The organism is Geofilum sp. OHC36d9 (assembly GCF_052400685.1).
Classification (GTDB): domain Bacteria; phylum Bacteroidota; class Bacteroidia; order Bacteroidales; family Marinilabiliaceae; genus CAZHHH01.
Genome location: NZ_JBQTGJ010000020.1, coordinates 1 through 20,701, shown reverse-complemented (window position 1 = coordinate 20,701; position 20,701 = coordinate 1). Strand labels below are relative to the sequence as shown.

Annotated in this window: 20 protein-coding genes and 1 pseudogene; 10 read left to right on the top strand and 11 right to left on the bottom strand. The window is 42.4% G+C overall.

The window, feature by feature from the left end:
* Positions 1 to 37: 37 nt before the first annotated feature.
* Entirely contained in the window at positions 38 to 772 is a 735-nt protein-coding gene (locus ACT3CD_RS14760; protein ID WP_444646421.1) for a hypothetical protein, read from the top strand.
* A 288-nt stretch (positions 773 to 1,060) separates the two neighbouring features.
* Here the strand turns inward: ACT3CD_RS14760 and ACT3CD_RS14755 are convergent.
* Positions 1,061 to 1,372, bottom strand: a pseudogene (locus ACT3CD_RS14755) (IS91 family transposase); the annotation flags it as partial.
* Between the two features lie 485 nt (positions 1,373 to 1,857).
* Here ACT3CD_RS14755 and ACT3CD_RS14750 point away from each other — a divergent pair.
* Positions 1,858 to 2,058: a hypothetical protein gene (locus ACT3CD_RS14750; protein WP_444646420.1), complete on the top strand. Its 201-nt coding sequence runs from the start codon at positions 1,858 to 1,860 to the stop codon at positions 2,056 to 2,058.
* 161 nt (positions 2,059 to 2,219) lie between these two features.
* Here ACT3CD_RS14750 and ACT3CD_RS14745 read toward each other — a convergent pair whose 3' ends face one another.
* The 6 genes from ACT3CD_RS14745 to dinB all read right to left on the bottom strand — a co-directional run bounded on the left by ACT3CD_RS14745 (position 2,220) and on the right by dinB (position 8,076).
* Positions 2,220 to 3,320 carry a TrmO family methyltransferase domain-containing protein gene (locus ACT3CD_RS14745; RefSeq protein ID WP_444646419.1) on the bottom strand — a complete coding sequence of 367 codons (1,101 nt, stop codon included), beginning with the start codon at positions 3,318 to 3,320 and terminating at the stop codon, positions 2,220 to 2,222.
* Positions 3,310 to 4,089 (bottom strand): ABC transporter ATP-binding protein, encoded by a 780-nt coding sequence (locus ACT3CD_RS14740; protein WP_444646417.1) that lies wholly within the window; start codon positions 4,087 to 4,089, stop codon positions 3,310 to 3,312. The genes ACT3CD_RS14745 and ACT3CD_RS14740 overlap by 11 nt, the downstream gene beginning before the upstream one ends.
* Positions 4,086 to 5,129, bottom strand: a complete 1,044-nt coding sequence (locus tag ACT3CD_RS14735; protein WP_444646416.1) for a FecCD family ABC transporter permease — start codon at positions 5,127 to 5,129, stop codon at positions 4,086 to 4,088. The genes ACT3CD_RS14740 and ACT3CD_RS14735 overlap by 4 nt, the downstream gene beginning before the upstream one ends.
* Complete coding sequence (locus ACT3CD_RS14730) at positions 5,122 to 6,249, bottom strand: ABC transporter substrate-binding protein (RefSeq protein WP_444646415.1); 1,128 nt, start codon at positions 6,247 to 6,249, stop codon at positions 5,122 to 5,124. Before ACT3CD_RS14730 ends, ACT3CD_RS14735 begins: the two co-directional genes overlap by 8 nt.
* On the bottom strand, positions 6,249 to 6,671 hold the full coding sequence (nikR, locus tag ACT3CD_RS14725; RefSeq protein WP_444646414.1) for a nickel-responsive transcriptional regulator NikR: 423 nt from the start codon (positions 6,669 to 6,671) through the stop codon (positions 6,249 to 6,251). The genes ACT3CD_RS14730 and nikR overlap by 1 nt, the downstream gene beginning before the upstream one ends.
* 127 nt (positions 6,672 to 6,798) lie before the next feature.
* Complete coding sequence (gene dinB, locus ACT3CD_RS14720) at positions 6,799 to 8,076, bottom strand: DNA polymerase IV (RefSeq protein WP_444646413.1); 1,278 nt, start codon at positions 8,074 to 8,076, stop codon at positions 6,799 to 6,801.
* A gap of 817 nt (positions 8,077 to 8,893) precedes the next feature.
* Between dinB and ACT3CD_RS14715 the strand changes: the two genes are divergently transcribed.
* Positions 8,894 to 9,757, top strand: a complete 864-nt coding sequence (locus ACT3CD_RS14715; RefSeq protein ID WP_444646412.1) for a VIT1/CCC1 transporter family protein — start codon at positions 8,894 to 8,896, stop codon at positions 9,755 to 9,757.
* Positions 9,758 to 9,897: 140 nt separating this feature from the next.
* Here ACT3CD_RS14715 and ACT3CD_RS14710 read toward each other — a convergent pair whose 3' ends face one another.
* Complete coding sequence (locus ACT3CD_RS14710; RefSeq protein ID WP_444646411.1) at positions 9,898 to 10,602, bottom strand: LytR/AlgR family response regulator transcription factor; 705 nt, start codon at positions 10,600 to 10,602, stop codon at positions 9,898 to 9,900.
* Complete coding sequence (locus ACT3CD_RS14705; RefSeq protein ID WP_444646410.1) at positions 10,599 to 11,672, bottom strand: sensor histidine kinase; 1,074 nt, start codon at positions 11,670 to 11,672, stop codon at positions 10,599 to 10,601. The genes ACT3CD_RS14710 and ACT3CD_RS14705 overlap by 4 nt, the downstream gene beginning before the upstream one ends.
* Positions 11,673 to 12,010: 338 nt before the next feature.
* Here ACT3CD_RS14705 and ACT3CD_RS14700 point away from each other — a divergent pair, with 338 nt between their 5' ends.
* The 4 genes from ACT3CD_RS14700 to ACT3CD_RS14685 all read left to right on the top strand — a co-directional run bounded on the left by ACT3CD_RS14700 (position 12,011) and on the right by ACT3CD_RS14685 (position 16,206).
* Positions 12,011 to 12,862: a polyphosphate polymerase domain-containing protein gene (locus ACT3CD_RS14700; protein ID WP_444646409.1), complete on the top strand. Its 852-nt coding sequence runs from the start codon at positions 12,011 to 12,013 to the stop codon at positions 12,860 to 12,862.
* A complete protein-coding gene (locus tag ACT3CD_RS14695; RefSeq protein ID WP_444646408.1) occupies positions 12,840 to 13,517 on the top strand; it encodes a DUF4956 domain-containing protein in 678 nt (225 codons plus the stop codon). The genes ACT3CD_RS14700 and ACT3CD_RS14695 overlap by 23 nt, the downstream gene beginning before the upstream one ends.
* The gene (locus ACT3CD_RS14690) at positions 13,507 to 14,190 is read left to right on the top strand and encodes a DUF2490 domain-containing protein (protein WP_444646407.1); all 684 of its coding nucleotides are present in this window, start codon (positions 13,507 to 13,509) and stop codon (positions 14,188 to 14,190) included. The genes ACT3CD_RS14695 and ACT3CD_RS14690 overlap by 11 nt, the downstream gene beginning before the upstream one ends.
* A gap of 219 nt (positions 14,191 to 14,409) precedes the next feature.
* Positions 14,410 to 16,206: a carbohydrate-binding domain-containing protein gene (locus ACT3CD_RS14685; RefSeq protein ID WP_444646406.1), complete on the top strand. Its 1,797-nt coding sequence runs from the start codon at positions 14,410 to 14,412 to the stop codon at positions 16,204 to 16,206.
* 314 nt (positions 16,207 to 16,520) lie between these two features.
* Here ACT3CD_RS14685 and ACT3CD_RS14680 read toward each other — a convergent pair whose 3' ends face one another.
* The gene (locus ACT3CD_RS14680; RefSeq protein WP_444646405.1) at positions 16,521 to 17,438 is read right to left on the bottom strand and encodes a YeiH family protein; all 918 of its coding nucleotides are present in this window, start codon (positions 17,436 to 17,438) and stop codon (positions 16,521 to 16,523) included.
* A 190-nt stretch (positions 17,439 to 17,628) separates the two neighbouring features.
* Complete coding sequence (locus tag ACT3CD_RS14675; RefSeq protein WP_444646404.1) at positions 17,629 to 18,513, bottom strand: LysR substrate-binding domain-containing protein; 885 nt, start codon at positions 18,511 to 18,513, stop codon at positions 17,629 to 17,631.
* 299 nt (positions 18,514 to 18,812) lie between these two features.
* On the opposite strand from ACT3CD_RS14675, the gene trhA reads away from it, so the two are divergent.
* From trhA to ACT3CD_RS14660, 3 genes are read left to right on the top strand one after another with little or no spacing between them, the layout of a single operon-like run.
* The gene (gene trhA / locus ACT3CD_RS14670; RefSeq protein WP_444646403.1) at positions 18,813 to 19,457 is read left to right on the top strand and encodes a PAQR family membrane homeostasis protein TrhA; all 645 of its coding nucleotides are present in this window, start codon (positions 18,813 to 18,815) and stop codon (positions 19,455 to 19,457) included.
* Between the two features lie 38 nt (positions 19,458 to 19,495).
* Positions 19,496 to 19,699 carry a YwbE family protein gene (locus ACT3CD_RS14665; RefSeq protein WP_444646402.1) on the top strand — a complete coding sequence of 68 codons (204 nt, stop codon included), beginning with the start codon at positions 19,496 to 19,498 and terminating at the stop codon, positions 19,697 to 19,699.
* Complete coding sequence (locus tag ACT3CD_RS14660; protein ID WP_444646401.1) at positions 19,696 to 20,613, top strand: RluA family pseudouridine synthase; 918 nt, start codon at positions 19,696 to 19,698, stop codon at positions 20,611 to 20,613. The genes ACT3CD_RS14665 and ACT3CD_RS14660 overlap by 4 nt, the downstream gene beginning before the upstream one ends.
* Positions 20,614 to 20,701: the final 88 nt, after the last annotated feature.

The window sequence follows — 20,701 nt, the reverse complement described above, 5'->3', positions numbered from 1 at the left end:
TGTGCAAGTGTAACCGAGCGACATCGATATGAATAAAATGGATAAAATATTGCCAGATTGGATTGAATCAAAAGCTTCAGTATTATCATATATTGATGTGGATGCTGAATTAAATGATGACAATGCTTTTTGGTATTTCTTAACAGCATGTTGCCCGTTGATTTATGAAAAATATGCGGTGATTTTACATCCGTTTTGGATTAATTATAAAGCAAAGAGAGAAATTGAATCTGGAATTAAGTTAAAAGAAGATGACTTGAAAGATTTGGACTATGAACCTTTGACATGGAGTGACTTTTTCAACAAATTTGATATTGAATTCCAGTTTGATACTGCATATAAATCTAAACAACAACTTGAGAAAAAATTACTTAAATCTGATTGGCCCGATTATCTCTGGGCACCTGGAGAGGGGGATTGTGAATTTGGAGATTTAAAAAGGATTTGCGATACCATCATTGAGATAAGCGGTGATATTGATGTGAACTTTTTTTACTGCATGCTTAAAACAAAGGATTGGGAAAAAGAAAGACTACTTCAAGATAAATTATCTCAACTTGATTCATTATATAAGAATGAAGAACTAAGAGATAGCCCAACTGCAATTTTTCCAGACTCAAAAGAGTGGTATATTGTTTCGGATTATGATTTACCACTGACCTTTATAGGAGGTTCAACGGATTTGATTGATAAAGTATTAAAACTAGCCGACATTGATATTTTTGAAATTAAACCAAGATTTAGAGTAAAAAAACCAGCACACAATATATAGAACTATGAGCGCTCGGCACGACCCCGCGATTACTTCAGGTTGAACCACCTCCCGGTAGAACTACAACTGAATATTATGCACTTACTGCCGTTTTTTATGTTTTTGGGAAGAATGCCCATGCTTTAATTGTGTTGCTTTAAACTATTTATGTCTAAAAAAAGAGAGCACTTTGTAACTCAAAAGTTAAAACCAGCCTCTTTTTGGCTTAAAACCGACCCCCTTTTGACAATGCAATACCTAACCCCTAACCCCATGTTCATGAAGTTTTTAAGGGAGGTGTTTTGTTGGTTACAGCAACTTGGCAAAAAGCATAGAAGGCAGATGTCCTGCGGGTGACCGAATTCTGGGCATAGTTCTTATGACAATCAGACGTCCCTTTTTGCAATGAGGGAATTTGGTCACGTCAATCCTGGTTAATTTTAAAATGCGTTATGAAGCTGTTTCTTCCTTTTGGGGTGCCATCAACTGGTCAATGCAGGGTTTTTCATCCGGCACAAATTGCAAATTCAGGTGGCGTTTTGTGGAATGGTGATAAATACCGAATCGACGAATGCGTACGTACCCATCCGGAATGACATGCAGCCAGAATCGACGCAGAAACGATCCCTCTTTGAGTGGTGGTAGTCTTTTTGGATAAAACGGAGTATTTCCGTTTCAAAATGCTGAAATTGGGCAAAAATGTGCAACGGCGACCTCTTGGTGACACTCGGGGCGCACGATCCTCCCCGATGGCAGTATGATTCTTCCCTAAGGACTAAGTCTTCTCCCCAAGCGGAGAAGGTTTATTTTTGAAGATTTGTTCTCAATACACCATGGCTCTCATCTTAGTATGGGGGCTGTTTTTGTTCAACTTAGTTGGTAAATAGCAGCGAATTAGTAAATTCAGGGTTTGTTTTTCCGGAAATTACCGGCAAAAGACAAGATAAATACAATATTTTTTTAGTGGTTTAAACGATTTTGGCGTTATGGGGGCGTTACCGCCAAGTGAAAAGAAGCGGATTGCATATCAGATTGAACATTAAATAAATAAATTGTTGATTTTGTTGTGCATTTTGTCCTTTTGTGAAAAATAGTATACCTAAATTATGAGAACACTATATCAGAAATTTGAGACGCTTTTACATAATACGACAACAGATTTTAAACGTTATTTATACGAAAATGTCTCATGGGATAGCCGAATGGTTGGGATTATTGGTGCTCGTGGGGTTAGGAAAGTAGGCCGCATTCCCAAACGTTTGTTACCCTCAACCGTTGTGTGGAATAACTCACTTAAATCTAAATAGTGCCTGTCCATAGAGTCGGAATTCTTAATTATGGGTCCACTCCGAGAAGTCCATTCTGTTGAATTTTAATTTTTTAAGGTGCTGATATTCAGTTATTATTTTAGTTAATAATACGCCAGAATAGGTTATCGGAGTGGATTCAACAATAAAGCCCCAATTTATCAACCAATCCCGTGCCCGCTGAGAGTCCCCGTTTTTTGGTGGGCGCAGTCCAGGCATAATGTTTGGCCTTCTATTGTTACGCTTCTGGTGCTGATCACGCTCTCGCCACATTTTTGGCAGGTCACGCTTTCGTGAATGGGGGCAAGGGGTGGTATTTCCACCGTTTTATGTTCTATTTTAAACAGGTCGTCAAACGGTAACTCAAGCGTGCTGAACGACCGTTGTCTGGACGCTTCTTTAAATTGCTGCTTCAGTTTTTCATCGTGATTTTGTTTAACAATGACGGCCTCAAACAACCTCTGGTAGTCGGGATTAACTTTTTCAAGCACTTGTCTGAAATCATTTTTTACGCTGATGCGAATGCCTTTACCATTTCGTGAAGCCAGGGTGAAAGCTGTTTTGCCTAAATCGCGGTATATAAGAGCATTGTTACCAAATGTGCAGCCTGTTACATATTGAATGCCGTCGGCAAAGCAGCTGTTGGTTTCAGTAATGGCCAGCACATCTTCCAGACCGTCGGAACTGTTGTTTAGTTCGTTGACCGCACGGGTGGCGGCCATCACACCCATTGCCAACCCCGGACAAAAATGGCCATGCATCCGGGCCGCATCCATCAGCAGTTGTTCTGTATCTTCGCTTTTGATGTGTCTGATGAGTATCGACCGGGGATTGCTTTTAAGACGTTGTTGCGTGATTCCGGCACTTTGCGTGTTCGTCTCAAAAAAAGTGTTATCGCTGGGTTTAATATCCAAAACAGGCGTGCCATTCATGGCATCCAGCCCCGAAACGGTGAGTCGGTTGTTGTTGATGGCCATCAGTTTGACGGTGGTCACACCAATGCCATTGGGCCGGTGGGGACTGCGGGAGGCGAATACCCCTTTTATTTCTCCCGTGTAAATCGGGGTTACCAGTTTGTATCCTTTCGATTGGCTGAAATGAAACAGGATGTCGATAGCCGTGTGTTCCTCTAACCGCAACAGCCCTTCGGCAAATGACGGATATACTTCTATTTCGCTGGTCAGATGCTTCCTGGTGAAGCCTTCCCTGGGTTGTGTTATTTCATTTTTAACAATGCCGATGGGTGTGAATTCAATTTTCATAGTTGCTTGTTAATGGTAATACATAAGATTGTCCGTTGTGTTGGACCATGGTGACGTCTGTGTCGTATAGTTTTTGAAGGTTTTCGCGCGTCATAATATTTTTGCCGCCTTGCCTGATAATATGACCGTTTTTCAGGAGAATGAACTGGTTGGCATATCTGAGTGCCAGGTTCAAATCGTGAATGGCCACAATAATGGTGATGTTACTTTTTGAGATGTCAGAGAGTGTTTCCATGACCTCTATCTGATGTTTAAGGTCGAGGCTCGACGTGGGTTCATCAAGAAGCATGATGCGTGGCTGCTGGGCTAACGAACGTGCTATTTGAACCCGTTGTTGCTCTCCGCCACTCAACTCATTGATATTCCTGAATGCCAGATGATCTATTTTAAGCTGTCTCATTGTTTGAAATACCACATCGCGGTCGGCGGCTGAGGGATGCCAGCTTACATGCGGCCGGCGTCCCAGCATCACCGTGTCGTAAACCGTTCCCGGATAGATTGATTGTGACGATTGAGCCACATAGCTTATGGTCCGTGCCATTTCCCTGAGGGGTATGTCAGTCAGTTCTTTATCATTAATGAAGATGTGACCCGACTGAGGTGCTAAAATTCCGTTAAGCGTCTTTAGCAGGGTGCTTTTACCGCTTCCATTGGGACCTATGAGGGCGTAAAAACCGCCGGATAAAAATTGTCCGGAGATATTTTTTAGCACGTGCTTCTGGCGGTACGAAAAGCTCAGATCCTTAAATAGCAGGTCGGACGACGTCATTGTTTGTTCCTTTTATGGTTGATGTGGATGATGAGCAGATACAGAAAGAATGGGGCGCCGACAAATGAAGTGATAATGCCCACTGGTATAACAATGGGTGCCGCTACGGTGCGGGCTATAATATCGCTTAGTAACAGAAATATCGCCCCAAGGATGGCTGAGCCGATAATGACGGTCGGCTCGTTGGAACCTATCAGACGCCTCGTTATATGGGGTATGATGAGTCCTACAAACGCGATGATGCCGAAAAAAGCCACCGTAACCGCAGTGCAAAGCGAGGCCACCAGGATGTTGATAATACGTAACCGGTTAACTTTAACCCCCAGGCTTTGCGCCACTTCATCGCCGGCATTGAGGGCGGCGAGTGAAAAACCATTGTAGATAAAATAGACCATTGATGGTATCACCACTATCAGTAACAGTTTGACATTATTGCCATCGGCTTTTCCCAGATCCCCAAACATCCATGAAACGATGGCGGTCAGTTCGGTGTCATTGGAAAAGTATTGAAGCAACGAAGTGCCCGAATTAAATAACGATGACAGGATAATACCTGCTATGATAAGTGTTTCGGGCGATGCCCCCCGCCAGCGTGCCAGGGCGGTAATAAATAAAGCGCACAGCAAACCCATGAGAAAGGCTGAGATGGTGATGAGATATGGACTGGTGCCTGACAGGGGCATCAAATAACCGGATACAACAATGACCAGGGCCGCGCCAAACATCGAGGCGGCACTTAAACCCAATGTGTAGGGCGAGCCCAGGGGGTTACGTATAACGGTTTGAATAACGGAGCCGGAGATGGCCAACGCAACGCCCGACAGGATGGCGGCTAATACCCGTGGTATACGGATATGAAACAATACCTGTGCGGCGGTATGATTGGTATGACCTAAAAGCATAGCCGGGATTTCGCCCATGGGCAGGTTGGAGCTGCCAACCGATAAACCAACAAGTGTTAGCAGTAGCAGAACGATTAATGAGCCTGTTAGTAGCAGGTTGCGTTTGAGGCGCTGTTGTGTTAGTTGTTGTTCAATCATGAAACGCATGTTTTAGCCAGCCCTGGTACGTTGCTGTCATCTTATCAAAAATATCAACGCCTAAAAACTGCTTGTAAACAGCACGGCTTTCGGCCTCAAAATCGATATTCATACCGGGATATAGCACCGACGCCACAAACCAGCCGTTGGCTAACACCGATTCGTAGTTGGTGCCGTACCAATTATAGGGCATGAGGGTATGTACATTATTGTTTTGAATGGCATCAAGGGTGTCATGAAGTGGCGTGCCGGGGGCTATTTGCGGGGCTACGAGGGCTAATCCGGCGGCATCGATAAACAGATGGTCGGGGTTCCAGTTGATAAGTTGTTCTGCATCGATGGTGTATCCCCGTATGCTGCCCGAAGCCGGCGGTAATGCTATGCCGTTGGCCACATTGTGGGCGTTGAGAAATGAGAATGCTTCGAATTGTGGAACCGTGGAGGTGATACCGCGCGCCCCGCTGTAGGAGGCGCCTCCAAGATAAACTGCGGGCTGACAGGGGGCTGTTGCTCCCAGCTTTTTTAGCCTTTTGGTTTGTCTGTCTATAAAACGGATAAGTGAATTGGCTCGCGTTGTGCGGTCAAGTACTTGTCCGATAAGGCGCAATGACTGATCGAAAAGGGGGCGTTGCGTCGATAAATTGCCTGGATTGAGTACGATGACGGGGATGCCTGTCTTTTGCTGTAACGCATCGGCTTGACCTGCTGTGGCGTAAGTGATGAAAATGACATCCGGATGATTGACCGTCAACAGTTCGGCATCGCCGCCCTTCATGGGGCCTATGACCGGTTTTTCGGCCAGCTGTGGATACGCCATGGCGTAGGGACGACCGTAGCGTTGTTCTACATCTTCAACGCCCGACACCAGCGAAACGGCATTCATATAAACTAATAAACGCAGTGCCCCGGGATTTAGCCCCACTATTCTTTTTATGTTTTGCGGAACCGAAACCGTCCGCCCAAGCAGATCGTCAATGGTGATGTTTTGGGTGGACGGGGAGGGGGAACCGGTTTTACAACTCAACAACAGCATAAAGAAGATGATTCCGATACTTTTTATGAAACCTGTTAAGGAAGTGCGTTGACGTAGCTTCATTGCTATTGGGTGGATAGCTGTCATTATTTTTCTGAGTTGTGTATTTGTTCGGTGCGACTCATGGTGAGCTTGCCGTGATGAATGCCTTTTATCGCAATGAGTTGATCGGACAGATTGGTGAGTTGGCAGGCTTCGCCTTTTATAGCTATCATTTGCATGCAATTATCATTACCGAGATTAAAATGCTGAGACCCCAAAATCAAGGACTGGTTGGCATGCTGTATTTGAAATATCTGTTCCGTTATATTTCGTTTGTGAAAGTTGTAAATGAGAGTGATGGAACCTGCCACCTGGTTGTTACACATCCATTTGGTGCGTGCAGTATGGTCGGCTATCAGCTGACGAATGGCCTGTGAGCGGTTGGTGAATTTGTTCTTAACAACAAAGTCATCCAGCGCTTCAAGCAGTTCCTGTTCAAGTGAAACCCCAAATCGAACAACGCTCATAATAATACGTTTTTGTAAATTCGTAACACGAATGAGCAAATATAACGGTTTGTTCATCCATGAGCAAATGTAAATGACCGTTTAGAGAGCCAGCATAACGACGGAGTTGGACTTTATAGCTCAAACTTTAGCGTCCTGCTGCCCGTCCCACAGCATCAACGCCAAATTTTTTACGTATCCGGTCCATGGCTTGATAGAGATGTACCTGCTCAGGAGTGTCTTCAAACAGGTTGAGCTGTTGCGTTCCCGACACTAAATGGCTGAGCCGGACGCCGATGAGGCGCACCAGCACACGCCGGGTATAAAGGCGGAGCAACAGTTCCTTGGCTTCACGTATGAGTATGTGATCGAAGGAGGTGTAGGGAATGCGTTTTTGAATGGTGTGCGTGTTAAAGTCGGCATATCTTATTTTTACCGTGATACAGGCTGTTAGTTTGTTGGAAGCGCGTAGCTCAAAGGCCAGTTTCTCGGTGATGCGAACCAGCCATTCGTTTAAAAAACGAAGGTCGGTGGTATCTTTTTCGAAGGTTTCTTCTGAGCCGATAGATTTTCGCTCATAGTAGCGTTCCACGGGTGAGGGATCAACGCCATGGGCTTTTTGCCATAAGTCAATGCCGTTTTTGCCCAGTACCCGTTCCATCATATCGGGGGGAACCTGCCCGAGTGTTTGTATATTTTCGATGCCCATGGAACGTAGCAGCCTGAAGGTTTTTGGTCCCAGCATGGGGATTTTTTTGATGGATAGGGGGTTGAGGAAGGGTTGTACCTGGTGGCGCGCCACAAACAGTTCACGGGAGGTGCCGCTCTTGGCTTCTCCGGTGGCTATTTTTGACACCGTTTTGTTCACTGACAAACCAAAGGAGATGGGGAGCCCTGTTTCGCGAATGATGGTTTGCCGTAATTCATGGCTGAATTTTAGCGTGCCGAAAAAACGATCCATCCCGGTAAGGTCAATGTAATGTTCATCAATAGATGCTTTTTCGTATACAGGCACCTTTTCGGCGATGATGTCGGTTATCATGTTTGAGTAACGGCTGTAGCTATCCATGTCGCCACGTATAAAAACGGCTTCCGGACACAGCTGTCGTGCCAGACGCATGGGCATGGCCGAGTGAACGCCAAACGAGCGCGCTTCGTAGCTGCATCCGGCTACAACACCGCGATCAGACAGGCCCCCTATGATGATGGGCCGGTGGTTCAGACGGCTGTTCTGAAGGCGTTCTACCGATACGAAAAAAGTGTCCATATCCATGTGGACAATCTGTCGGTTGTCTGGTTCTAAGTCCGTGTTAGTTGTCATATTGATTATAATGTAATCTTTGAGATGATTGTAATTTATATAAAAGATGATAGCTTCGCAATGAATCGGGATATTTATTTTGTGGATGATGTCGTACCTGTCCATAAAGTCAGGTGTTTGAGTTGTAAACTTTCAAATTTACGGCTCCCTCCGTCCGAAAAATGTGAGCATACACTTGTAAATACCTATTTTAAGTACAAGTATAACGCAGTCGTAGACTTTATAGACAAGCACAAATCAAGGCTGAAAGCCTTGTAGTCATTAGCACAGGACCTCGTCCTGTGGTGTGATTATCCGTTGTTTTATCGCCCTGAAAGGGCACCAGCCAAAAGATAAATGCAACCATATTTTACCTCGCAATCGATATAATATTCCGACAAGCAGATTTTTTATTTGCCTGTTTACCCGATGATTTTATTCTAATCCCATATGTCATAAATAGCCTTGAAATAGCTTGTATAGCTGTTTGACTTTCTCCCTTAGGGCTAATGTGTTTGTCTATAATAATGTTATTTTTTTTGCCCAAGAGTTTTTAGACAATCACTTTCTACATCCGTAAAATTATGCTTTTTGTGGCTTTCCGCACTGAAAGTGCAAATTACTTCAGCCCAACGGCAACGCCTTGGGAGCCCATATTGAATAATAAATTTCGCCTTGAAAAGGCAGGTCAAATATTTAGCGCATGTCCATAAACCTAAGTGTTTGAAATATAAACTTCAAATACAAGGCTTGCGAAGGCATAAAAATCAAGGCGTTTCCTTTTCGTAAATGACAGTTTATAGTACAAGCATAACGAAGTTGTTGACTTTATAGACAAATACTATTTGATAGTTTCCTTTACAAATTCTGGTGTCTGGAGTTACAACGTCTTAAAATTAACTGTAATTTTAACCTTTATATTTACTCATTTAAATTATTCTTTATGGATCCGAAAGCTATAAAATATGCTCTTAAGTCACAGAAGACTGAGATCACTGAATATCATATTTACAAGGCGCTGGCTAAACGAAGTAAAAATGAGACTAATAAGTCTGTTTTGAATCGTATTGGAGACCAGGAACTGGGGCATGCCCGTTTTTGGGAAACTAAAACCGGCGTTAAGCTTCAACCCGACAAATGGCGTATCTTCCGCACGCTTTTTTTGGTTCGTGTTTTAGGGTTAACTTTTGTGTTAAAGTTAATGGAGAAAAAAGAGGGTACAGGTTCCGGCAATTATCAGATTCTGTCGCAGTATTACCCCGAAGCAGAACAGCTGGCCAAGGAGGAAGCCGAACATGAAAAGTCGGTTTTGAATATGCTGGAAGAAAGCCATTTGCAATATGTGGGGTCCATTGTGTTGGGTCTTAACGATGCCCTGGTTGAGCTGACTGGTGCTCTGGCCGGTTTCACCCTGGCTTTGGCCGATTCACGGATTATTTCTTTGGTTGGGTTGGTTACCGGTATTTCGGCGGCTCTATCTATGGCAGCTTCCGAATTTTTGTCATCCAAAGCAGAGGGGGATGAAACCGCGGGGAAATCGGCTATCTACACAGGTATTTCGTACCTTATTACCGTGACGTTATTGATATTGCCATTTCTTCTTCTCGATAACCAATTTATTGCATTGGCCATTGTCTTGCTCACCGCTGTTCTTATTATTTTCTGTTTTAATTATTATCTCGCAATTGCCAAAGACCTCAATTTTAAACATCGTTTCTGGGAAATGACGTTGATTAGTTTGGGCGTAGCAGCATTTTCTTTCTTTGTGGGTTATTTGTTAAGGAGTCTGCTGGGAGTCGATATTTAGTATTAGCAAGAAAACTTACGTGTCTGATAATAAATGTTCAGATTCAAGGCTTACGAAGTACGCAAAATGTGAGTTTACTCCCGTAAATGACCATTTTGAGAGCAGGCGTAATGCCGCTTAAAATTTTTTGTAAGCACTATTTAGGATTTTTTGTTTTGCATATATTTTAGAAAGCATTCGGCATAGGCCCTGCCCACTGGCAGGGTCTTGCTGTTAATTGTTACCTGGTTTTTGGTGAATGCCGTTATTTGGCTGGTTGCTACAACGAATGATTTATGAATGCGGATGAAAATATTTTCGGGCAATGCTTCCTGAATATTTTTTAGTGACATCAGGGTTGTGATCGTTTTTTTTGGTGTGTGGATTTTTATATAATTGTCCATCGCTTCAATAAACAGAATATCATTAATGTTTACGAGGATATTCTGATATTCAGATTTAACAATGATGAAGTCGTTTTGTATGGGCGCAGGGGGTGTCTGCCATACCCGTTCAATTATTTCACGTGCTTTGTTAACGGCTTTAAGAAATCTGTCGAAGCTATATGGCTTTAGAAGATAATCAATAGCATCGAGGTTGAAGCCTTCGACGGCATATTGACCATAAGCTGTAATAAATATAATATAAGGGGGCTTGCCAACGGTTCTAGCTAACTGTATTCCCGAAATATCCGGCATCTCAATATCTAGAAATAACAATTGAGGTTGTTTGCTTTTGATGATAGAGGCCGCTTCTACCGGATCGGTGCAAGCGGCTTCAACTTGCAGGAATGGGATTCTTCCGGCAAAGTCTTTTACAATTTCCAGGGCACGAGGCTCATCGTCAACGATCACACATTTTATCATAGCTCCTTAATTGTAAGATGAATAGTGTAGTCGTCCTGAGTTATTCGTGTCTTAAGTATGTGCTGGTTAGGGTAGGTGAGTTGAAGCCTGCGTTTTACGTTTTGTAAGCCGGTACCTGTGTTTGTCGTGTTAGTATTCATCTTTTTGTTTTTCACATTAAAAATAATTCCATTGTTTTCAATTGTCAAAATGATGCTTATGGTAGATGCTGTGTGGGTGCTTACACCATATTTAAAAGCATTTTCGACAAATGGTAATAGCAGTAGAGGCGCTATATTGTGTTGTTTGCTATCGCCTTTAATTCGAAAATCAATGGTCGTTTTTTCGGTTAGCCTGATTTTTTGAAGATGGATATATTGGTTAATAACATCAATCTCCTTGTTGAGCGGAATGGTGTCTAACTGTGTTTCTGTGAGTACAAAACGCATCAGATCGGCCAGTTTAAGTATCGTGTCGGGTGTCTCTTCCGACTTTTGCATCGACATGTGATACAGGTTGTTAAGGGTGTTGAATAGAAAATGTGGGTTTATCTGGGCTTTGAGAGCAGAGAGTTCTGCCTGTGATTTCTCCTGTTCGGCTTGATTACGGCGTTGTTCGGTGTCGAACCAGGAGCCGATGATTTTAGTACCGGTACTTACCATAAATACCAGCAGAAAGGTTAGTAATGAGTTAAATGGAATGTGTATCAGGAGCGGTTTAAACATCGGAATGTCATCACTTTTGGGAAGCAACATTCTGGAATCGGGCCCAAAATCGGGGCGATGAAGCGGCATTCTTTCGGGCATTATGGTTTCAAAAGGAGGACGAAGCCAGTCGCCTAAGTCCGAAAAATAGAGATAAATCAAGAGTATAACGAAGGTAATGCCAAAAAATTGCCAGAAACATTTTTGAGCTAGAAACCGGGGTACCAGAATCAGGTTGTTTAGGTAATAGTATCCCATCAGGAAACCAAACATCCCAAAAAACAGCCACGGTTTCATATCATAAAACGGCATAAATAACATTAGGAGGACAAAAAATGTGCTCCATATCATGATGTGCGACAGGGTATTAATGGTGTTACGTTTCATTGGTTTCTTATTGATGCGATAATAATACAAAGGTAACTTATTGATTATTATTCTCTGAGGCTGTTCGCCAAGTCAATCGGGTTGTTTACCCTTTTTTTGGAGCAGACCTTTTCTTTTTAGATAATTTCGATATCGGCAAGTCGTTAAGTAGAGTCTGTCCATAAACTAAGGGTTTGAAATATAAAGTTCAAATTCAAGGCTTGTGAAGTCCGAAAAATATGGGTTTACTATGGTGAACGACTATTTTGAGAATAAGCATAACGCAGCAGTTGGATTTTTTTGCAAGCACTGAGTGTTTGTCGCAACGCACAGGTATTAATCGCTAAAATATAGAAAGAATGTTTGTCAGAAATGATCAAAGTTCGACGCTTGAGACGATGTTGTTAAAGGAGGAGGGACGCAAAAGACCAAAGGCAATGGCTGACCAATTAGATTTGGTGCTTCAGGATTTTAATCCGATAGGTCTCGATGATGTGGCCGCCGTTAAGCTGATGAACCGTGTAGACAGCAAATTTGTGGTGCCATTTTTTTTAGTGCCTGATATTCTTGAGCAGGCAAGTCTGTTTTATTTCGTGCAGGAGATTCAGCAGCGACGGATTGCTAATTACCATACAACCTACTGGGATACCCCTGATTTTCGACTTTATTATGCTCATATCAATGGAAAGCTTAACCGTTGTAAAGTGAGGGTACGGACTTATGTCGATACCTTTCAGCATTTTTTGGAGGTGAAATCAAAATCCAATAAGGGGAGAACGAATAAAATACGGATCCCGGTAGAAATCGCGTTGGCGCTTGAGGCTTCGGATTTTTGTTTTTTGCACCAGCAAATGCCTGATTTTCCCGTCGGTACTCTACAACCCGTTTTGAATAATCAGTTTTTCAGAATTACCCTGGTGAGTTGTGCTATGGATGAACGGTTAACCATTGATTTTAATCTTTCGTTTTCCAGACCTGATGGTCTCAAAGATTTGAAGGTGTCCCCTCTAGTAATCATTGAATTGAAGCAGGATAAAAATGTTAATTCTCCCATAGCTTCCATTTTGTTGGAAAATCGGGTTAAAGCTACCGGTTTAAGTAAATATTGCTTGGGCGTAAGTCAGCTGTATGAGAATGTGAAATACAATATTTATAAATCTAAAGTCCAATTTTTAAAAAAGCAGTTACATGACGAATCTATTTTTGGCTAAAGTACAGGAACCTATTGATATGTGGTCGTTTGATACCGGAAGTGTGGGGTTGATGTTGTTTCGTTTTGGAGTTAACCTGTTGGTGACCGCCGGTATTATTCGTTTTTTGTATTACCCGCGGTCGCAACGACGCGACTATTTTTTTTCGTTTATAATTACCAGTACCACCATTTTTATGCTGCTGTTTATGCTCGATAATGTGAAAATTCAGGTTGGGTTTGCCCTCGGTTTGTTTGCCATCTTTGGTATTTTGCGTTATCGAACCGATACTTTACCTATACGTGAAATGACGTATCTGTTTATGATAATAGGTATTTCGGTGATTAATGCGCTTGAAAAGCATGTGAGCTATCCAGATCTTTTTGCCACAAATTTTATTTTTATAGGTGTTACATGGTTAATGGAAAGCAGTAAGGTGTTACGTCATGTAACCAGTAAACTAATTGTTTATGAAAAAATTGATCTGGTAAGGCCTGATCGCTATCCTGAATTGTTAGATGATTTACGCGAACGTACCGGTATTCCTATAAATAAAGCCGAAGTTGGGGGAATTGATTTTTTAAAAGATACGGCTGTTATAAAAGTGTACTACAATAGTAAAGAGGTGAACAGTACGGATATTAATTTTTTAAAGAGCCCACATAATGATTTCTAACTTGAGATTATTTATCACGGTACTTTTGGTGCTTGTCCCAATGTTTTCCACCATGGGGCAGGATCGGTATCCGGCCTGGTGGTCGGGTTTCGCTATTGAAAAGGAATTGACCAAGGAGATTAGTCTGGAGCTGGAGCCTGAATGGCGTTATTTATTGGACGAAGACGAGACAGACCGTTTTTCAACTTCGTTGAATGTCGATTATGCTTTTAATAAAAAATGGAAGTTTGGTGTCGGATATACTTGGATTCACGATCATGATATCGACGATGATGAGTATGCTAACCGAAATCGTTACAGCTTATTTGTCAGACATAAGCGGGTTTTTGGTAATTGGTCCATGTCATTACGCGAAAAATTTCAATCAACTTATTACGACGCAGATAATGATAATAAAAAGTACGATCCTAAAAATGCCTTGCGATCGAAGTTGGAGGTGTGCTATAAGATAAAATTGTTGCATATAAAGCCTTATATATCTGGCCAATTCCGTTATCAGCTTAACAATCCTGATGGTAATGAGATCGATAATTTCCGTTGGGCTTTTGGTACTGATTATGAAATCAGTAAAACGGTTTCGGCAGATTTTTATTGTCAATATGATAAGGTCGTTAATGTAAAAGAGCCGGAAGCAGGTTGGGTTTTGGGGACCAGCCTCAAATTTGAATTTTAGTACGCAACGAACCTATTTATTAAAACAGATGAAACGAGCCATGAGAATTGTTTCACACACAGGAGTATGATTATCCTGGCGAGTTCCATATGGCAACTTAAAGACAAATTATAAACATATGAAACGAACATGAATTTTAGCATTCTAAAATACACACAGTCGAATGATTAAAATTCATTGAGAGTTCCATATGACCATTGAAAGATAAATTATAAACATATGAAAGCAACACTTTATTTTTGGCTGGTAGCCGGATTGTTTATTTCGGCAGGTTTTTGGGCCTGTACGGACGATGGCGATAATTACGAGGATGATACTTCGGGTACTGAAACCACTGTTGATCCAGAGGGCAGCGAAGATACTGCCGACGACGCGCTGGTAAGTAATAGCGAAAGCCATGAGGAAGCGAGTGATTATGTTTACACCGATTCCGATATCGTGGATATCGCTCTGGAGGGTACATCTGCTCTTGCGGATGGCGCTGGCGTGTCGGTCTCCGGTTCGATAGTGACTATTGAGAGTGCAGGCGTTTATCGCGTTACCGGAACTCTGACCAACGGTCAGTTGGTGATTGATGCCGGGGATGACGATGTGGTCAGGATTATTTTGAATGGCACTGATATTACCTGTAGCAATAGTGCGGCTGTTTTTGTGGATGATTGTAAAAAAGCCATTTTCATGTTGGCCGAGGGTACCAATAATCAGTTGACCGATGGTGCTTCTTATGTCTTCGAAGCGGATGATGACGAGCCTAACGCTGCGTTTTTCAGTAAAGAGAATATGTCGGTGGCTGGTTCCGGAAGTCTGACTGTTACCGGTAATTATAATGATGCGATTAATTGTAAGGATGGGTTGGTGATTAATGGGGCCACAATTACTGTAAATGCTGTAGATGATGGTATTCGTGGCAAGGATTATCTGATCGTTAAAGAAAGCTCAATTGTGGTAAACAGTACTGGCGATGGTTTTAAATCTGATAACGACGCGGACTCTGCCTGTGGCTATATTTTAATAGAATCCGGAGATTTTAATATTAATGCGGGCGGTGATGGGCTTGCGGCTGAAACGGATGTAATTGTTGCGGATGGATCTTTTAATATTGTAACAGGAGGGGGAAGCAGTTACAGTTATAATTCTGATAATTCAATGAAAGGTATTAAGGGTGGAACCGGTATAATAATTGACGGCGGCATTTTTACAATTCAGACGGCTGATGATGCCATTCACAGCAATGGAACGGTAGCCATAAATGGCGGAACTTATGATATCGCCTCGGGCGACGACGGCGTTCATGCCGATGTGGCACTGGGTATTAATGGTGGCGATATGATCATCACAAAATCTTATGAGGGATTGGAAAGTGCCGTAATAACGTTCAACAGCGGGTCTGTTCATCTGGTTGCCAGCGATGATGGGGTTAATGCCGCAGGTGGTAGTGATAACTCTTCGCAGGGAAGACCTGGTGCTGGTAATTTTTCTTCTTCGGGTGATTATTATTTGTATATCAAAGGCGGTTATCTGGTGGTTAATGCAGGAGGAGATGGACTGGATGCCAATGGCACCATAGAAATGAGCGGCGGTACGGTTATTGTTAATGGGCCCACTTCGAGCGGTAATGGCGTTCTCGATTATAATGACGACTTTAAGCTTACGGGGGGCACATTGATCGCTGCCGGAATTGCTGATATGCCGCAAACGCCTGGCTCTGCTTCAACACAGTGTTCGTTGACGATCGCATTTGATAGCAGTCTGTCAGCAGGGACTTTGTTTCATCTTGAGACAGCCGGTGGTGATGAAGTAGTTACTTTTGAGCCATCAAAAAGATATCAATTGGTGACTTATTCTTCTCCATTGTTGGTAAAAGGGACTTCTTACTCAATTTATTATGGTGGTAGTGCCACGGGTGAACAGGTCGATGGCTTGGTTACTGATGGCGTGTATACCCCTGGAAACAAATACGATGATTATACTCAATCGCAAATTGTTACATCCATAAATGTTCGTTCTGGCTTTTAGTTTTGTAGTGGGATGACTCTTTTGGGGTGTCGAATAATGATTTTTTAAATAAAAGAACTCATTCAAAGTCTTTTAAAGGGCTATTGAGTGAGTTTTTTATTTGAGTTTACTCCCGTATCGCTGTTTTGAGAGCAAGCGTAACGCAGCAAATTGGACTTTATATCGATTATTAATCAAGGCTGAAAGCCTTGTAGCATAAGCACAGCATTGCCCTGTGCTATTATATCCAGGCGTTTCATTGCCCTGAAAGGGCTACAGCCAAAAAGATTCACCTATTTTTTTATGACAAGCATAACGAAGTAGTTGACTTTATATTATTGATACGACAGATATATTAATGACGAGGTAGAAACAATAATCCATAGCGCAATACCTTGTAAAAAGCTGCCTTTACCTGCTTTTTTTATGTCGGTAAGCGACAAGTTGCTGCCGATAAGAAAGATGGCGGCTACCAGGCAACGTTTGCCTGCCAGACTCAAAAAGTGGTACCCGACCGATAATTGTGGAATAAAGTGAGCGATCAGTATTGCCACCACAAACAGAACGATGAACCATGGTATTTTTATTTTTTTACCGTTTTTCCGGTTGAATAAAGCAAAGGCCAGCGAGACCGGGATAATCCATAAGGCGCGTGTCAGTTTAACAATGGTGGCTGTTTGGAGCGCCACTTCACCGTAAGCCGCGCCGGCGCCTACCACCGAGCTGGTGTCATGAATCGCTATGGCAGCCCAATATCCAAATGTTTCCTGACTGAGATTGAAGAAATGACCTATCACAGGAAACAAAAACAGGGCTACGGCATTAAGCACAAATACCACGATAAGCGAAAATGAGGTTTCGTGGTCTTTGGCATCAATTACCGGCGCAACGGCTGCGATAGCACTGCCTCCACAAATGGCTGTGCCCGAAGAAATAAGTAATGAGGTATTTCGTTCTACTTTAAAAATACGACCCAAAATGAACCCGGTTGTTAATGTTCCCAAAACTGAAATAACGGTCAGCATGACACCGGTTTTGGAGGTGGTTAGTACCTGCGATAAATTCATCCCAAAACCCATCATTACAATGGACCACTGAAGAATTTGGGTTCTGAATCGGGTGAAAAATTTATCCTTAATGCGAAAGGCCGATAGTAAAATGCCGGCTGTTAGTGCCAGTGCCGGTGATGTTATAGGCATTAAGCATAATATAAGGCAAAGGCTGTAAATGATGCGTGTGGTTGTCTGGTTCATTTTTGCGTCAGTTAATGAGTATTGAATGGCGCAAAAATAGTGTTTAGATATAACTGTATAAAATACTGAATAGTTATGTCTTATAACTTTTGGTTATGTGACGACTTCCTTTTCAATCCGTACTAATCAATTTTTTGGTGGTAAGGGGCAGGGTTGTTGTTCGTGTGCGTTGCGTTGGCAGGCGACGGGTTTATTTCAGATTGTTTAAGTGATTTAGAAACAGCTCGGGTATCGACGTTTCGTAGCCGTGCAGCACAGCGGTTCTAAATGAGCGGGTGATGGTCAGGTCTTCTATCTTTAATTGAGTTAGTTGGTTGTATTGTAGTTCTTTTTGGATGGCGATTTTTGAGACCAATCCGATGCCATCAAAATTGGAGAGTAAGTTTTTGATGCTTTCGGTACTTCCCAGATGCATAAAAATATTTAATTGTGAGGGGTTTATATTTTTTCGGCTAAGAGCTTTGAAAATGGCTTCGAGCGTTCCCGATCCTTTTTCGCGCACAACCAATGGTAGTTGTAGCAGGTCGTTTAGTGTTATGACGTTGCGTTTAAAAAAGGCACTGTTTTGTCCTACTATGGGAACAATTTCATCTTCTTTAAACAGCGTATATTTGATGTCGGGATGGGAACTGATATTTTCAACCAGGGCTAAGTCGATTTTTTTGTTAATGAGTTTCTGTTCCATTTCTGCTGAATTGCCATTGAGCAGAAACAGTTCAATATGTGGATATTTTAGGTGAAAGGTGCCCAGATGTTGTGGCAAGAGGTATTGCGCTATGGTTGAGCTGGCACCTATACGTAACTGACCCTGGTAACTATCGGTCAGTCGGCCGATTTCAAAGTTAAGGTCATCGTATTTTTGTTTGATTTGCTTGAGCTGGTTGTAAACAAGTTGTCCGGCTCGTGTAAGATAAATTTTGTTGCCCTTTCGATCGAATAAGGGGAGGTTCAGCTTACGTTCGAGCTCTCGGATGTGTTTGGTAACTGCGGGCTGACTGATAAACAGACTTTCGGCAGCCTTTGAAAAACTCAAGTGCCCGGCTACAGCCATAAAAACCTGATCACGATAATCCATTTTCTTGTGTTACTTGTGTGAGGTAAAAATAGATAAAATTTGAGAGACTTCTTGTTCCCTTTTTTGGGGATGGAGTCCTCAGCGAATATGGGGTAATTGTTTCAAACCACAAGTCTATGATGAGATTGGGAAACAATATTGTTGCTTTTTGTCAAACACAGAAGCTTGGACTTTTTAGTTTGCACTATCATATTGAAATGGTCGATTAGGAACGAAAGATAGTAATGTTAAATAATTCTTCTTTTGTCATAAAAAGCTTTGTTTGAATTACATTTGTGGCTTATTAATACAGCCTTGCTTTGAATACAACATCCCGTGTAAAATATTATTCCCATTTAGAGGAGACGCTGAATATTTGGAGCCATGCGGTCGGTTTATTGCTGAGTGTGGTAGCTTTATTTTTTTTGTTGAATAAGGCGGCTCAGCAGGATCAGATATTGTATTGGGTGGCTTATATTGTTTATGGTTTATCGCAGATCGCTGTTTTTTCGGCATCCACTTTTTACCATGCAGCAAAGGATGAAACACGGCGTCATCGTTTAAATATTTTTGATCATTCGGCCATTTATTTATCAATTGCCGGAACTTATACGCCCATAACTTTGCTTGTTATTCCGGGGGTGTGGGGTTGGTCGGTATTTTTTGTTGTTTGGAGTATGGCACTGGTGGGTATCGTCTTGAAATTGTTTTTTACCGGTCGCTTTAGCTTGCTATCAACCATTAGTTATGTGGTTATGGGAGGTGTTATTGTGTTGGCTATAAAATCGTTGATAGATCTGATGGCTTTGCCTGGATTACTGCTGCTGGCTTTGGGTGGCGTAATATATGTTATTGGAGCTGTATTGTATCAGCTTAAACAGCTACCATATAATCATGCCATATTTCATTTTTTTGTTTTGGCAGCAGCTATTTGCCATTTTATGATGGTTTATTTTTTCACCTGATTTTTGGGTCAGAGTTTCAAGGTTTTTATTTTTTAAGAATGGAAGGTACCAATCGAAGTCATATAAAACCCGGGATAAGGGTTCGTATTGTTTTAAAAAAAGATCAGCGTACAGGCGCTCTCACCGAGGGCGTGGTAAAAGATATTCTGACCAATTCGTCAACACATCCGCATGGTATTAAAGTGCGGCTTCAAGACGGTGCCGTGGGGCGGGTTAAAGAAATTATTTCGGCGTCTTTATGAAGGGGACGTCTAATTCATTGGCCACATCGCAGTCCTCTTGTCTGAAAGTAACTGAGTCTGTTGAGTTGTTGAAATATCTTTTGGCATCGTTTCCCAATAACAGTCGTAGTTGTGCCAAAGGGTGGCTGGCGCATCATAAGGTTTTTGTTAATGGTAGCATGGTTAGTCAGTTTAATCATTTGTTAAAGGCCGGCGATGAAGTTCATATAGGGGCCGGTAAAGTTGCCATAGCGAAACCCGATAAGCAACACGATGATTTTTCCATTGTTTTTGAGGACGATTATCTCATTGTGGTGGATAAGCGCGCCGGGATTCTTACCATGGCATCGGCCGATGAGAAGATACACACGGTTTATCATGGCCTGAGCCATTATATGAAATCGACACATCCGGGCGGAAAAATATTTATTGTTCACAGACTCGATCGCGAGACCTCGGGGCTGGTGGTTTTTGCTAAAAGTGAAAAGGTGCAACACCTGTTTCAGGATGACTGGAAGCAGGTTGTAACCGATCGCATTTATGTGGCCATCACTGAGGGGGTGGTGCTTAAGGATGAAGGCGTTGTTGAGTCGTATTTGTTTGAATCGAAGTCGTTGGTGGTTCATTCGGGTACGAATCCGGAGAAGGGAAAACGAGCCGTTACCAATTACAAAGTCATCCGGCGGTCGAAAGATTTTTCAATGCTGGAGCTGCAACTGGATACCGGTCGTAAAAACCAAATCAGGGTGCACATGCAGGATTTAGGACACAGCGTGGTTGGCGATAAAAAATATGGTGCCAAAGGCAATCCTTTGGGGCGTCTGGGGCTTCATGCCAAACGCTTGTCGTTTGTGCATCCCGTAACACATCAGTCCATGAATTTTCAGTCGCCCACGCCTAAAAAATTTTTGCATCTGTTCTGTAAAGGCCATTAATTGTGACATTTTGTCATATTCTGAAATAGCTTGACGTAAAAAGTCAAGTAAAATGAAAAAAAAAGGAATTGCCATGTTAACAAATAGC